At 59.5% G+C, this 15,570-nt stretch carries 6 protein-coding genes; 3 read left to right on the top strand and 3 right to left on the bottom strand.

Annotation, left to right across the window (positions count from 1 at the left end; all coding sequences use genetic code 11):
* Positions 1-7: 7 nt before the first annotated feature.
* The 3 genes from CEPID_RS12060 to leuS all read right to left on the bottom strand — a co-directional run bounded on the left by CEPID_RS12060 (position 8) and on the right by leuS (position 10,197).
* Positions 8-1,405 (bottom strand): succinic semialdehyde dehydrogenase, encoded by a 1,398-nt coding sequence (locus CEPID_RS12060; protein ID WP_047241165.1) that lies wholly within the window; start codon positions 1,403-1,405, stop codon positions 8-10.
* Positions 1,406-1,577: 172 nt separating this feature from the next.
* Positions 1,578-6,659 (bottom strand): Rib/alpha-like domain-containing protein, encoded by a 5,082-nt coding sequence (locus tag CEPID_RS12600; protein ID WP_052843589.1) that lies wholly within the window; start codon positions 6,657-6,659, stop codon positions 1,578-1,580.
* A 616-nt stretch (positions 6,660-7,275) separates the two neighbouring features.
* Positions 7,276-10,197, bottom strand: a complete 2,922-nt coding sequence (leuS, locus tag CEPID_RS12070; RefSeq protein ID WP_047241166.1) for a leucine--tRNA ligase — start codon at positions 10,195-10,197, stop codon at positions 7,276-7,278.
* A 56-nt stretch (positions 10,198-10,253) separates the two neighbouring features.
* Between leuS and CEPID_RS13390 the strand changes: the two genes are divergently transcribed.
* The 3 genes from CEPID_RS13390 to CEPID_RS12080 all read left to right on the top strand — a co-directional run bounded on the left by CEPID_RS13390 (position 10,254) and on the right by CEPID_RS12080 (position 15,559).
* Entirely contained in the window at positions 10,254-10,418 is a 165-nt protein-coding gene (locus CEPID_RS13390) for a hypothetical protein (protein ID WP_158408055.1), read from the top strand.
* A gap of 358 nt (positions 10,419-10,776) precedes the next feature.
* Positions 10,777-11,733: a PDDEXK family nuclease gene (locus CEPID_RS13235; protein WP_144413529.1), complete on the top strand. Its 957-nt coding sequence runs from the start codon at positions 10,777-10,779 to the stop codon at positions 11,731-11,733.
* A 310-nt stretch (positions 11,734-12,043) separates the two neighbouring features.
* On the top strand, positions 12,044-15,559 hold the full coding sequence (locus CEPID_RS12080) for an indolepyruvate ferredoxin oxidoreductase family protein (RefSeq protein WP_083984474.1): 3,516 nt from the start codon (positions 12,044-12,046) through the stop codon (positions 15,557-15,559).
* Positions 15,560-15,570: the final 11 nt, after the last annotated feature.

Here is a 15,570-nt window from a genome sequence, read left to right on the forward strand (position 1 = left end):
AACCAGCCTAGAGAAATCGCTTGCCTAGGCGGAGGGTAGACGTCATGACCTTGGCATATTTCTCCCGCGAGAGATTTTCCGGGCCACCAATTGGGAGAAGACGCTGCTCCGCAACAGTGCGCGTCTCGGTGAACTTCAGGATCCCTTCAACACCATGCCGACGCCCCACACCAGAAGCCTTCCACCCGCCCATGGGTGCATCCACGGAGGCCCACGCCGCCGCGAAACCTTCGTTGATGTTGACGGTCCCGGCGTGCAGTTGGCGCGCAATTGCTTGTGCCTGCTTCGGCCGCCCCACGACGGCCGCGTTCAGGCCATAATCGGTGTCGTTTGCCTTTTCGACGGCCTCTGCCGCCGACCCGACTGCCTCCACAAAGACCACGGGTCCGAAGACTTCTTCGCGTTTGAGGTGGGCGGTATCGGGGACGTCGATAAGCACGGTGGGCTGGTAGATCTTCCCCTCGGGCGGGGTGCCGCCGGTGAGTACCTGTGCGCCTTTTGCGACGGCGTCTTGCACATATTCGTGGACTTTGTGCGCGTGTTCTGCGCTGATGAGGCTGCCCATGTCGTAGTCCCAGCCGCCGATGCCCACGCGCAGTGCTTTCGTGCGTCGGACGAAGGCGTCGAGGAAGGCATCGCGGAGGGCTTCGGCCACGTAGATGCGTTCGATGGAGATGCAAAGTTGCCCGGAGTTCGCGAAGCTGGCTTGGACGGCGATGCGGGCGGCTTGTTCCGGGTCGGCGGTTTCATCGATGATGAGTGGGTTTTTGCCTCCTAGCTCGGCGGAGTAGCCGATGAGCCGTTCGCCGGCGATCGCGCCGAGTTTTCTACCGGTGGCGGTGGAGCCGGTGAACATGAGGTAGTCGCAGGTGTGGGCGATGGCTTGCCCGACGTCGCTGCCGCTGCCAGGGACGACGTGGAGCAGGTCGCGCGGCAACCCCGCCTGGTAGAGGATTTCTGCTGCTAATTGTGCGGTACGCGGAGTTTGGGTGTCTGGTTTGAGGACGACGGCGTTGCCAGCCATGATCGCTGGGATCGCGTCGGAGATCGCGAGGGAGAGTGGGTAGTTCCATGGCGCGATGATGCCGACGACGCCGATGGGTTCGCGCTGTACCCGCGTCTTCGTCAGGACGGGTAGCGCACCTTTTTTGCTGGTTTGTTTGAGCGCTTTGGGTGCGATTTTGGCGTAGTGGCGTGCGGTGATGGCGACGTCGAGGACTTCGTCGAAGGCGTGGGCGCGTGCTTTGCCGGTTTCGGCCTGGATGGTGTCGAGCAGTTCGGTTTGGCGCGTGAGGATGAGGTCGTGGTAGCGCAGGAGGATGTCGCTGAGTTCGCGGGTGGTGGGTCGGTGTTGTTGGGCGTGGCGGGCTTTTGTGAAGGCGGTTTGGGTTGGGTTGGTGTCCATGTTTGTCGAATGTAGTTGAGGCTTGGGCTTGGCGACGCGGTGTTGGTGTGTGGCGACAAATGGAAAGGCACCCGCTTCGGACGTTTATCGTTCGAGGCGGGTGCCTTTGGGGTTAGCTAGCCGCGAGGGCTAGCTGGCCTGGCTTCCTGGTTGAGGAGGCCAGGGTTGGTGCTTAGTTTTCCTTGCGGCGACGGATTGCGAGGAATGCGCCACCGAGGAGCATTGCTAGCACGCCGGAGCCGAGGATGGTGGCGAGGCTTTCGACACCAGTGTTGGCGAGCAGACCCTTCTTTGGCTGTGCCTTTGCTGGCTGGCCAGCCTGGTCAGCTGGGATGCCCTTCTGGTTTGCACCTTGTGGCATGCCCTTCTGAGGTGCCTGCTGCTGTGGTGCTTGCTCAGCTGGCTTTGCTGGAGCTGGGGCCGGAGCAGGGGCAGGCTGAGCGCCGGTGCCGGAGGAGGTGGAAGATCCGTCGGAGCTCAGCTGCGCGCCGCCGATGATAGCTGCCACAACGCCGGTGCCGATGACTACTGGGAGTACCCAATCAGGCAGTTCGGAGGAGCCGGATGGCTTCTTGTCCGTGACGGTGACCTTGACGGTTTCGGTGTGGATAACCTTGCCGTCCTTGTCCTTGATGGTCACTGGTACTTCGTAGGATCCTGGCTTTGCACCTGCTGGGATCGCGATCTTGATCTCGCCAGTCTCCTTGTTGATGGTGATTTCGCTGCCCGTAGGAAGCTTGGTGCCATCAACGGTGACTTCGCTGCCACCTGGGATCGTGCCTACGTGGGTGACGATGCCACTGCCACCGGCTGGGATGGTGACATCGTTGTAGTCGATGTTGCCTGGAGTGACTGGCTTGTCATCCTTGCCGTCGAGAGGATTGGTACCGTTGTTGACCTCTTCGCCGTCCTTGACGCCACCGTTGTCGGTGTCCTCGTCCTTCGGATCGGTGCCGAGGTCAACTTCGCGACCGTCGTTAAGACCGTCACCGTCGGTGTCCGGGTTCTTCGGATCGGTGCCGAGGCCTGCTTCTTGTCCATCGGTCAGGCCGTCACCGTCGGTGTCGATCTTGTTTGGATCAGTGCCGTTGGTTACTTCCTGGCCGTCCTCGACGCCGTCACCGTCGGTGTCCGAATCCTTTGGATCGGTCTTGGTGTCGTTGACTTCCTTGCCGTCGTTCAGGCCGTCACCGTCGGTGTCCGCCTTGTTCGGATCGGTGCCGATCTTTACTTCGTCACCATCGTTGAGGCCGTCACCGTCGGTGTCCGGGTTCTTCGGGTCGGTGCCGAGGTTGCCCTCTTCGGTGTCGGTCAGGCCGTCACCATCGGTGTCGATTGGCTTCGGGGTGATGATGTCATCGGCTGGGGTCTTGACTGGATCGGTGCCCTGGAGGACTTCGTCACCGTCGTTAGTTCCGCCGCCATCGGTATCCGACTTGGTTGGGTCGGTGTTGTGGATCTTGACTTCGTCGCCGTCGGTCAAGCCGTCACCGTCGGTGTCTGCCTTGTTCGGGTCAGTCTTGGTGTCGTTAACTTCGGTGCTGTCGGTCAGGCCGTCACCATCGGTGTCCGGGTTCTTCGGATCGGTGCCGAGGTTCTTTTCTTCACCGTCGTTCAGGCCGTCACCGTCGGTGTCGGCATTCTTCGGGTCGGTGCCATCGATGACCTCTTGACCGTCCTTGACGCCGTCACCATCGGTGTCCGCGTTGTTCGGATCGGTGCCCAAGGTCTCTTCCTGGCTGTCCGTCAGGCCGTCACCGTCGGAGTCCGTGTCGACTGGGGTAACTGGCATGTCGTCACCTGGGTTGTCAACTGGGTTGGTGCCGTTGGCAACTTCAGCGCCGTCCTTGACTCCGCCACCGTCGGTGTCTGGGTTCTTAGGATCGGTCTTGGTGTCGTTGACTTCCTGGCCATCGGTCAGGCCGTCACCGTCGGTGTCAGGGTTCAGCGGGTTGGTGCCCTTATCCTTCTCCTGACCATCGTTCAGGCCATCGCCATCGGTATCCGAGTTCTTAGGGTCAGTGCCATCGAGGACTTCCTGACCGTCCTCGACGCCATCATCGTCGGTGTCCGGATCCTTTGGATCGGTGCCGTACTTGATCTCCTCGCCATCGGTCAGGCCGTCACCGTCGGTGTCTGGGTTCTTAGGGTCGGTGCCGATTGCATTTTCGACGTCGTCAGACAGGCCATCTCCATCGGTGTCAACCGGGGTCGGTGCAACCACTGGGGTTGGGGTGACCGTGATGGAAACAAATTCAACCTTAGATTGGTTGCCTGCAGCGTCGACAGCCTGAACTGCAACGGTGTAGGTACCTGGCGTGGTTGGGGTGCCCTCGATCTGCTTGGTGTCCGGGTTGTAGGTCAGGCCGTCAGGCAGACCGATAACCGTCACCGTAGCGGCAGCGTCATCGACCTTCACTGGGATGGCGGTGATTGGCGTGTCCTCAGGCACGGTAACTGCCGGGATTGGCGTCACGATTGGAGCGGTGGTGTCGCCTGGCGTTGCGGTTACCGTGATTGGGAAGGTCACTGGCTGCGCTGGGTTACCAGCAGCGTCCGTTGCGGTCACGACGACGGTGTAGTTACCCGGCGTGGCTGGGGTGCCCTCGATCTGCTTGGTGTCCGGGTTGTAGGTCAAGCCATCAGGTAGACCGGTGACCGTCACCGTAGCGGCAGCGTCATCGACCTTCACTGGGATGGCGGTGATTGGCGTGTCCTCAGGAACTGTCACACCGGTGATTGGGGAAATGACCGGAGCGGTGGTGTCAGCCGCAGCAGTTACGGTGACGACGGCCTGAGCGAGATCCGTGGTCTTATCAGGGTAGGTAGCGATTACCGGGACCGTGATGGACGTGCCTGCAGCCGCAGTAGCTGGTGGGGTGATCTTGAGTTCACCGTTGTTTGGGTTGAGGTTAACAGTCCAGCCAGCTGGAATCACGAACGCTGGGTCGACTGCGTAAGTAGTACCCGTTGGCATGGTGTTGTCACCGGTCTGTGGGACGGTGACTTCGGTGCCTGGGGTGGTCTGCGTTGGGGCATAACCTGGATCGTTCAGCGTATTATCCGCCGGAGGTGCGACTTCGACGGTGGTATCGATGTTGTCCACGGACTTGTCAGGGTAAGTGACAATCACTGGGACAGTTGTAGTGTCTCCCACTTGCGCGCGTGCCGGTGGGGTTACCGTTACAGCTCCAGTTGTCGGATCAACCTTAACATCCCAACCTGTTGGCGGGGTGTATGAAGGATCCATTGTGAACGTTGTGCCGGCAGGAAGCTCTAGATCTCCGGTTTGATCGATTGTTATCGGAGATCCGGCGGCCGTTTTACCGTCCTGGTAATTCGGGTTCTCATTGTCGGTTTGCTTCTTCTCAACTGGGTTGAAGACAGCAACCGTGTTCTCTTTCGCTTTGGACTCGTAAGTAACGATTACCGGAACTTCGACAATTTCTGTTGGGACTGCCGGGAGAGTCACCACGCCGGTAACGGGATCAATGGTAGCACCAGCTGGGCCACCCTCGCCAAGGGCAAACACTGCTCCGGCAGGCGCCGCATTCTTCTCAACAACGTCACTGGTTGCAGGGTTGTCAAAGAGCGGAGCTTCGTTGGTAGCAACACCTGTGGCAGGAGCGTAGTAAGGCAGTGGATCAACCGTGGCGATGAAGCTAGCTGCCAAAATCACTCGGCCATCAGTAGCTTTTACACTGGACGTGTACGTTTCATTCTTGGAGAGATCGGTAGGCACCGGGAATGGGCAAGATGGAATAGTCCCCAGTGCATCCGATACGACCTCACACTTGCCAACTACGTTTCCATCCGTGTCCGTCCATTCCACAATGTAAGGCTGATTCGGGACAAGACCTGCAGTTTTGGTCTGGGCGATATCGCCCGGATGCGCAGCATTCTGGGTGGTATCGAAGTTCGTGATCTGGTGGATCGGCATGCCCTGGCGGAGAGCAAAGTTCACATTCTCAACCGTCCATTGAATACCAATCGTCGAAAGCGAGGCGTTTTCATCTATTTTCTGGAACATGTTGTCTTGGAAATCGCGCATCTGTACTTCCACGGCAGTTTCCACTACGGGGTAGACATACATGTAGTCCGCATTAATGTGCTTGGTTTGCTGGTTTCCAGCAAGCCAGCTGCCTTCTGACCAACTTCCCGCGAGCGTTCCGGCCTTGTCAACAGAGACCAAACCGCGATTAGAAGCAGACGTACCGTAAATCCCCTTGAAGTGCAGGAAGTAGTCGCCGTTTACGTTGGTTGTGCCGGTAACGGTTTCTGCGATAGCGCTCTTGCCAGGGTTAGCGGTCTCCCATTTAGCGATGAGGTCCTTTTGCGCAGCCTTAAACTGTTCTCTTGTGTAACCGGAGTTCTGCTTCTTCCAGTTGTCTAGGGCGATGGTCAGTTCGTCATTGAGGTAAGACGCAACGACTTTGACTCCAGGAACGACCTGGTCACCGAGACCAGATTGCATTGCAGGAACCCCGTCGCCAATACCATAGAGGTTTGCCTGGTCCCAGTAGATCTTTCCGCGTACCAAACCACCGATTTTTTCGGCTTCTCCAATGGTGTCAGTTTGCTGCTCCGCCGGTGGAAGTTCAAGGTATGGATCAACCTTGCGCTCGTGGTAGGCGAAGTTGAAATCGACAATCTTGTAGATACCAGCGGTCGAGTTCCACGTTGCAACATAGCGTTGAGCGCCACCACTGAAGACGCGGTCACTTTCCGAAAAAGCCAATGAGTACTTTGACGGATCTGGATTCTCGGTCCAGACGCGGACAAACTGCCCAGCGCCAGCCTGAAAATCGTGGGCTACGCCATTCCAGTCAGTCCACGTAGGAAATACAATGCTGTACCGGCCACTTGCGTCAGTAGTCGTAGAGTAAATCGGGGAGACCGATCCGCCGCGGTTCTTATAGTCGATCCACTGGGCGTACACTTTGACCCCAGCCATAGGCAGGTCTTCTTGCCCCATTTTGGACGGAACGCCGTTCCGGTCCTGAAAAACAACGCCGCTTACGGTCCGGGACCCCTCCCAAACCCCCGTACTATCTACCGCCTCAGCTGTCTGAGCAATCGCTGTCGGTGTTGCACCTATCAGATCAGTTGCAACAACGATTCCTCCCGCAACCATGGCCGAGGACACAGCGATAGCGGCTGCGCTGTTTCGGAATCGATCAAAAATCGATACACCTTGGATGGCGGTCAAGGAAGGCGGGATGCTACGAGTGGTTTTCGTAGTCTTTTTATTCATTGGGCTCCTTCTACCAAATTTCCTGTTCTTAGTTAAGGATTTCCTGAGAGGCTGTGGAAAACTTTCAAGAACATAGGGACATCGCTGATGGTATATCAAATCATCAAATTGCGCACCTTAGACTGCGAGATTTTTCAATGTTAAGAATTAACTCGCACGAACTAGAGTAGAGCATCAGTTAATATAATGAGATGATTGGAGCCGTCCTCTAAGCACATCATCAGAGAAGACGGATAATACGTCACGAAAGCCTGGAGACTTATCGTTCCGCCAGACTCGCACTGAACAATATATAAATTTCAGCTTTTTATTCTGAAAATCAATGTTTTCATCTTGCCTCTCAAACCGGTATTCTCTTCCAGCCTCCGAACATTAGGAAAGCATCGTCCTCATCCTCAGCTGTACTCAAGGCCTATTTGTGCATACCTCATTGTTTGGCGGGCAGAATGAATAATTGCCAATTTGAAACACACCAGATGCAGATTTAGCGTTTTTCTTAAAAGGTCAATCCGTCCACGTGATAGACAAACACATAAGGCGCTACTGGGAGTACGGCTCGTCTCCACTAGCGCCTTATATTGTTGTTTTGCCCTGTGCAAAACGCAGGTGACAAGGGTTACTTCACCACGAGGTTCACCATGCGTCCTGGGACGACGATCTGCTTGACCACCGTCTGACCGTCGATATGCGATGCCACGGCCGTAAGAGCGGCGGCGACCACGTCGTCCTGGCTGGCGTCGGGGGCAATAACAATGCGTCCGCGCACCTTGCCATTGACCTGGACGGGCAGCTCGATTTCGTCGTCACGCAGGTACTGCTCGTCGAAGGTGGGGAAGGATTCGTAGGTGAGGGAATTGTCGTGGCCCAAGCGGGACCAGAGTTCCTCCGCGATGTGGGGTGCCACGGGGCCGAGCATCTGCACGAGTGGGGTGACCGCTGCGCGCGGCGCGCCACCGTTGTAGGTCTTGGTCAAGTAGTTGACGTACTCGATGAGCTTGGCGACCACCGTGTTCAAGCGCAGCTCCTGGTAGTCCTCGGTAACACCCGCAACGGTGCGGTGGAGCGCCTTGAGGTCATCCTTGGTGAGCTCGGCGTCCGAAACGACCAACTCACCGGTCTCTTCGGACACCACCAGGCGCCACACGCGCTGCAGGAAGCGGTGCGCGCCGATCACATCCTTGGTTGCCCACGGCCGGGACGTGTCCAGCGGGCCCATCGCCATCTCATAGACGCGCAAGGTGTCGGCACCGTACTCGTCGCACATCTCGTCCGGCGAGACGGAATTCTTCAGGGACTTGCCCATCTTTCCGTATTCCTGCTTGACCTCTTCGCCCTGGTAGAAGAACTTTCCGTCCTTTTCCTCCACCTCGGCTGCTGGTACGTAGACGCCACGCGCGTCGGTGTAAGCGTAGGCCTGAATGTATCCCTGGTTATAGAGGCGTCGATAAGGCTCGCGGGACGTCACGTGGCCCAGGTCAAAGAGGACCTTGTGCCAGAAGCGGGAGTACAGCAGGTGCAGCACAGCGTGCTCGACGCCGCCTACATAGAGATCAACGCCGCCGCCGTCGTGCTCGTCACGCGGGCCGGTCCAATAGCGTTCGTTCTCGATGTCGCAAAACTTCTCATTGTTCAACGGATCGATGTAGCGCAGCTGGTACCAGGAAGAACCCGCCCACTGCGGCATGACATTCGTGTCGCGCGTGTACCGCTTCGGCCCGTCGCCGAGGTCGAGCTCCACATTGACCCAGTCGGTCGCCTTGGCTAGAGGCGGCTGCGGCTCACTATCCGCATCCTCCGGATCGAAAGACACCGGCTTGTAGTCCTCAACCTCAGGCAGCTCGATCGGCAGCATGCTCTCCGGCAACGCGTGCGCGATACCGTCCTCGTCATACACCACCGGGAACGGCTCACCCCAGTAGCGCTGGCGCGCAAACAGCCAGTCCCGCAGCTTGTACTGCACCTTTTCCTGGCCCAACTGCTTATCGACGAGCCACTGGATCGCCCTCGCCTTGGCTTCGTCCTTGCTCAAGCCGTTGAGATCCAGGCCGTCGTCGTTAGCGGAGTTGACGGCTTCGCCGGACTCTGTAAAGGCCTCTACCTCGATGTCTCCACCCTTAACGACCTCAATAATGGGGAGATCAAACTGTTGAGCGAACTCAAAGTCGCGAGTGTCGTGCGCCGGAACGGACATAATCGCGCCGGTGCCATAGCCGGTCAAAACATAGTCCGCGATGAAAACCGGAATCTGCGCACCATTAACCGGATTGGTTGCATAGCAACCGAGGAAGACACCAGTCTTCTCCTTATTCTCCTGACGCTCCAGATCCGACTTCGCCGCGATCTGCTTCCGGTACTTGGCCACAGCTGCCACTGGGGATTCCTCACCGTTGGTCCAGCGCGGGTCGGTGCCCTCCGGGTAAGAAATGGCGGTGAGCTGATCAACCAGCTCATGCTCCGGCGCCAGAACCATGTACGTTGCGCCGAACAACGTGTCCGGGCGCGTGGTGAAGACGGTGATCTTGTGGCCCTGCGCATCGAAATCGACCTCGGCGCCACGCGAACGACCAATCCAGTTACGCTGCATCGCCTTGACTTTGTCCGGCCAGTCGAGGAGGGACAGGTCGTCGATAAGGCGGTCAGAGTAAGCGGTAATGCGCATCATCCACTGCGAAAGCTGCTTGCGGAAAACCGGGAAATTCCCGCGCTCGGAACGGCCGTCGGCGGTGACCTCCTCATTCGCCAGGACCGTGCCCAGGCCCGGGCACCAATTCACCATCGAATGAGAACGGTAAACCAGGCGGAACTCGTCGAGAGCCTGAGCCTTTTCCTGCTTACTGAGGGTGTTGAAATCCCGGCCGTCCTTGGTCTTTTTGGTGCCAGCTTCGAGCTCATTCTTGAGGTCTGCGATCGGACGAGCCTTTTGTTGGTCGGGGTCGAACCAAGAATTAAAGATCTGCAGGAAAATCCACTGCGTCCACTTGTAATAATCGGTGTCCGTAGTAGCGATCGCACGCCGCTTATCGTGGCCCAAGCCCAAGCGATTCAGCTGACGCTCCATATTATCGATGGACTCCTGCGTCTTAACCCGCGGATGCGTACCCGTCTGGATCGCGTACTGCTCCGCCGGCAAGCCGAAGGCATCATAACCCAGCGTATGCAGCACGTTCTTGCCCTGCATACGGTTAAAGCGCGCATAAACATCCGTAGCGATATAGCCCAGCGGGTGGCCGACGTGCAGGCCGGCGCCGGAAGGGAACGGGAACATGTCCTGGACGAAGAGCTTGTCCTTTGGGAGTTCTGCAGGGTGAGTGGGTGCCGTGCTGGCGGGTGCCGTGCTGGCGGGCGCCGTGCTGGCGGGCACCGTGCTGGCGGGCGCCGTGCTGGCGGGCACCGTGCTGGCGGGCGCGAGGGCGCCGACCGGGTTTGGGGCGTTAAAGGTACCGTTCTCGGTCCAATAGGTTTGCCACTTGGATTCGATCTCGGCGGCCAACGGCGCGCCGTAACGATGCTGAGGGGTGCTTTCGCCTGGATTTGTCATGTCAATAGTGTACTGGCTTCACTTTTCAACGGCGCGTTTGGGCTGGTCGTTCCACAGTGCGGGATTTTCGTCTTGAGCCCGGCCCCTGTGATAGCGGGCCCTTGGCTTGTCGACGTCCGCTGCTAGTCGACGTCCCCCGGGTGCTGGTCGACGTCCCCCGGGTGCTGGTCGACGTCCCCCGGGTGCTGGTCGACGTCCCCCGGGTGCTGGTCGACGTCTAAAAGGCTGCACACTTGCTAGCGCGTCCCTTCGGAGTAGTCGGACTACGCACAATGCCCAACAATCGTGAATAAAATCCCGAAAAAGTAGTCTGACTACGCCGAAGGGACGCGCTAGCAGTTTTGAAGCAAATTCGGAACCCCTTAGAACCAACCCCAACCGAACCAACCCAAACCGATCCAACCCAAACCGAACCAACCCAAACCGATCCAACCCAAACCGATCCAACCCAAACCGAACCAACCCAAACCGATCCAACCCAAACCGATCCAACCCGAAGTTATCCACAAGGTTCCCAAATTCCTGGTTATCCACAAGCGCCGGCAGCCGAATCTTCAAGACCTCGATATCATCTGCGCCATGCGTTTAGATAGTGACAATCGTAAGCCATTTGTCCTGGTCAATAGCCAAAAAGTCCCTCGTAGCAACGAGCGCTTTTGGCGTGGTGTCGCACAAGAAGATTTCATCCGTGTGCATGGGAAGTTCTACGTGGATCGCAAACGTTGGGATCGGTTGCGGACCTGGGAGAAAGAGGAGGCACATGCGTGTGCGGTGGGTTGGTCGTCGATTAGCGCGGTGCTTGTAGGGAGGTCGGCGGCAATCGTCCATGGGCTACCGGTCATTTCTCGGGCGTGGGGCGCGGAGCTGGTCGCCGAACTTAACTATCCCGCCGGTAAGCGGAAGGGAGGGCGACAAGGGGGGATTGCGGGGATACTGTACCGGGGACACCATTTGTCGGAACGCCACGTCCACGCGCTTGGCGACCTCCGGGTGACCTCGAAGGCGCGCACCGTAATCGACTGCGCTCGCTACGAGGAGTTCGAGAATGCGCTGGTCATCGCGGAGGGAGCGCTGCGTCAGAGCCCAAAACTTCGCGCCGAAATCGAGGAACTGCTCAAGGAAATGAAAGGCTCGCCAGGCCTACCAAAAGCGCGACGCGTGCTGCAGTTCGCCGGCACGCAATCGGAGTCGGCCGCCGAATCCCGTGCGAAGGCGCAGTTCATCACCGCCGGGCTACACCAAGAGCACAAGATCAAGCAAAACCCCGAGCTGCTTATCGACGGCACCCGCTATCGACCCGATTTCCTCATCGATGGCTGGCTCATCGTGGAGATCGACGGGATGGAAAAGTATTTCGGCAAGCACCTGCCTCCCGACGAGGCGTTGCGAGCGGAACGGCTGCGAGAGGTGAAGCTGCAGAACGCAGGCTATCGGGTCTTGAGATTTGGGTGGGACGAGCTGGAAGCAAAGTCAGTGGTGGGGGACGTCAAAGCCGCAATCCGTGCTCAACGGCTATCCGTTCCGCTGAGTGCCTGATGGGTGCTGGTGGGTGATTGATCTCGCAACCGCGAGGGCCGACCAACGGCCAGCCGGTCAGCCCACCTCGAAAACAATTTCTCCACACTTGCAACCCCGCATCCCCACAAAGACGAGCAGCTCATCGGCATTCACTGCAAAGCTTGCCAACCTGCGACCTGGGAAAACACCAAAAATAGGTGTAGCCAGGGTCACATTCTTTGGGCTAGTATGCTCCCCAACACCATTAGGTGACCGCGGTCACATCAGACCGCGACAGCACCCCAGCTGGCCCGACCACGGCCATCAGGACCGAAGGATTGGCACACTCATGACTTCTCTACTCGACCCAACCCAAGACCCAACCCGCCGCCCGAATAACTCAGAACTACGGGGCTTTTCCCTGGAAGATCGTTACACTCGCGAGGACGGCACGATCTTCCTCAACGGCATCCAGGCGCTCGCCCGCATGGTGCGAGACCGGGCAGTTCTCGATCGTCGATTAGGCCTTACCACCGGCTCGTTTATCTCTGGCTACGAGGGTTCCCCGCTGGCCGGCTACGACCTTGAGCTCGCCCGCAAGGCTCGCAAGTTCCTTGAACCGTACAACACCATCCACCAGCCGGCCCTGAACGAGGAAATCGGCGCGACCTCTGTGATGGGTTCGCAGATGGCGCAGGTCATCAAGCCTCTCGACGGCGTGACCGGCTACTGGTACGGTAAGGCCCCCGGCTTGGACCGCGCGTCGGACGCTCTGCGCCACGCCAACATGATCGGCACCAGCCCCACCGGCGGGGCAGTAGCGATCGTCGGCGACGATCCCGGCGCGAAATCTTCCACCGTGCCGTGCGCTTCGGAGATGGAGTTGGCAGACCTCTACATGCCGATCCTGTACCCGGCCGATAGCCAAGACATCCTCGATTTGGGTGTTCACGCTGCGCTGATGTCGCGCGTGTCCGGCCTGTGGACTTCCCTGAAGATCTCTGCGCACGTCGCCGACGGTTCCTCCACCGCGCAGGTCAGCCCCGACCGAATCCAGCCGATTTACGGCGACCTCGGCATCAGCCAGCACAAGCCAAGCGGACACCTGCTCGGCAAGAATCTCCTGGCCCTGGAGGAATCTCAACTCACAATCCGGATGCCACGCGCCGTCGAATACGCGCGCCTCAACGGCCTCAACCAGATCCGCGTGCGCACTGGCGACGACCGCATCGGCATCGTCGCTGCTGGAAAAACCTACCTCGACGTATGCTCCGCGTTCCAGCGCATGGGAATCTCCGAGGAGGACCTGAACCGACTGGGTATCCGCCTACTGAAGCTCGGCATGGTTTACCCGATGGATCGCGACACTCTCTACCGCTTTATCGACGGCCTAGACGAGGTCATCGTGGTGGAAGAAAAGCGCGACTTCATCGAGACGATGATCCGCGAGATCCTCTACGACTACCCGCACACCCCGAACGTGCGCGGCAAGACGAACGAGGACGGCTCCGTGCTGTTCTCCCGCTTCGGCGAGCTCGACATCGACTCAGTCACCAACGGCCTGGCCAAGCGTCTGGCAACTAAGCACAACGTCGAAGCCGCGCAGCGCTGGCTGGAGCGCACCACCCCGAAGAAGAAGGGTCCGATCCAGCTTCCGCTGGCTGCTCGCTCTCCTTACTTCTGCTCTGGCTGCCCACACAACTCCTCCACCAAGGTTGCCGAAGGCTCCCTCGTCGGCGCAGGGATCGGCTGCCACGCGATGGTGCTGCTGCAGCCGGAATCGCAGGTAGGCAACGTCGTCGGCGTGACGCAGATGGGTGGCGAAGGCACCCAGTGGATCGGTATGGCGCCGTTCGTGAAGGAAAAGCACTTCGTACAGAACCTGGGCGACGGCACCTTCGACCACTCTGGGTCCCTGGCCGTGCGCGCCGCGGTGGCAGCCGGGGTGAATATCACCTACAAGCTGCTGTTTAACGGCACCGTGGCGATGACCGGCGGCCAGGATCCTGTGGGCGGCAAGAACCTCAACGAGACGCTCAAGGTACTGCAGGCGGAGAAGGTGGCCAAGATTGTGGTCACCACGGATGATGTCAAAACCACGCGTCGACAAGTGCCCAGTGGCGTGCAGGTCAGGCACCGCAACGAGATGATCGATATCCAGCGTGAACTCGCGGAAGTGCCGGGCGTGACCGTCCTGGTGCATGACCAGCACTGTGCCGCCGAGAAGCGCCGTAAGCGCAAGCGTGGCCAGTTTGAGACGCCGAAGCAGCGCGTGGTCATCAACGAGCGCATCTGTGAAGGCTGTGGCGACTGTGGCGATAAGTCCAACTGCCTGTCCGTACACCCGGTTGACACCGAGTTCGGTCGCAAAACACGCATCGACCAGTCCACCTGCAACCTCGACTTCTCCTGCATCGAAGGCGACTGCCCATCCTTCATGACGGTCACCGTCCCCGACGCGGGCGTGCGCAAACAGGGCCTCAACCAGGTGAAGAAGATCAGCGCCCCAGCGCTCGACTTCGACGCGCTGCCTGAGCCGGACCGCGCGAAGGAACTCAGCGCAGGCGAAAGCTTCGGCATGCGAATCACCGGCATCGGCGGCACGGGCGTGGTCACGGTCTCCGCCGTGCTGGCCACCGCAGCTGTTATCGACGGCCTGACGGCCCGCACCGTGGACATGACCGGCCTCGCCCAGAAGGGTGGTGCGGTCGTCTCCGATGTTAAGCTTGCCGCTGGTCCGCTCGAGCAGGCCGCCAAGGTAGGCGCCGGAGAAGCCGACCTCTACCTGTGCGCCGACGGCCTCGTGGGTGCGGATGCCACCCACCTGAAGGTGGCGTCTCCGGAGCGCTCCATCGCGGTGCTGTCTACCGCCAAGGTGCCGACCGGCGAGATGGTCAAGGACACCCGGGTGACCTACCCGCATCTTGATGACATCGCCACCCGAATCGGCAGCGCCGCGCAGCGCCTCATCCAGCTCAATCCAGTGTCCCTGGCGGAGCAACTGTTTGGCGACTCCAACACCGCGAACATGCTGCTCGTCGGCGCGGCGTACCAAGCTGGCGCCCTGCCAATTTCCGCAGACGCCATTGAGGAAGCCATCCAGCTGAATGGGGTAGCGGTTGATCGCAACCTGCAGTCCTTCCGCCGGGGCCGTCAAGCAGTAGCAGCGCCGGAAGCGCTGCAGGCCACCCTGAAGGAAATGCACCCAGAACCGGCGCCGGCATTCACGCAATCACTGGCGGACATCGTCAACCTACGCGTGCTGGAGCTCGCGGAGTACCAGGACACCGAATACGCCCGCCACTACGCAGACCGAGTTGAGACCGTACGGCGCGCCGAAGAAGCCACCGGCCTCGGCAGCACCGCGCTGTCGGAGTCGGTAGCTCGGTACCTTTACAAGCTCATGGCCTACAAGGACGAGTACGAGGTAGCACGCCTGGCCGTCGACCCGGCAGTCGCCAGCGACATCGAAGCCGACTTCGGCGCCGACGCCCGCATCAACATCAAGCTCCACCCGCCAGTGCTGCGCGCCATGGGTCTCGACCGCAAAATCTCCCTCGGCCCCTGGGCCCGCCCAGTACTCAAAGGCCTCGCACACGGCAAGCGCCTGCGCGGCACCCGCTTCGACATCTTCGGCATGACCGAAGAACGCCGCATCGAACGCGAACTAGTCGCCGAATACGAACAGCTTATCGACGCCCTCCTGGCCCGCATCACCACCGGCACCATCGATCAGGTATGGCTGGACAAGGCGGCCGAGCTCATGGCTCTGCCAGACATGGTCCGTGGCTTCGGGGAACTCAAGCTACGCAACGTCGCGGCCTACCGCGAAGCCGTCGCCGTCGCAAAGCAGGAGCTCTTCTAGTTCATTTGCTG

It is taken from the genome of Corynebacterium epidermidicanis, assembly GCF_001021025.1.
GTDB classification, from domain to species: Bacteria; Actinomycetota; Actinomycetes; order Mycobacteriales; family Mycobacteriaceae; genus Corynebacterium; species Corynebacterium epidermidicanis.

What these genes read in the sequence shown, in the direction of transcription:
- leuS (WP_047241166.1), bottom strand. Translation starts at nt 10,197, where the DNA reads ATGACAAATCCAGGCGAAAGCACCCCTCAGCATCGTTACGGCGCGCCG.
- CEPID_RS12060 (WP_047241165.1), bottom strand. Translation starts at nt 1,405, where the DNA reads ATGGACACCAACCCAACCCAAACCGCCTTCACAAAAGCCCGCCACGCC.
- CEPID_RS12080 (WP_083984474.1), top strand. Translation starts at nt 12,044, where the DNA reads ATGACTTCTCTACTCGACCCAACCCAAGACCCAACCCGCCGCCCGAAT.
- CEPID_RS12600 (WP_052843589.1), bottom strand. Translation starts at nt 6,659, where the DNA reads ATGAATAAAAAGACTACGAAAACCACTCGTAGCATCCCGCCTTCCTTG.
- CEPID_RS13235 (WP_144413529.1), top strand. Translation starts at nt 10,777, where the DNA reads ATGCGTTTAGATAGTGACAATCGTAAGCCATTTGTCCTGGTCAATAGC.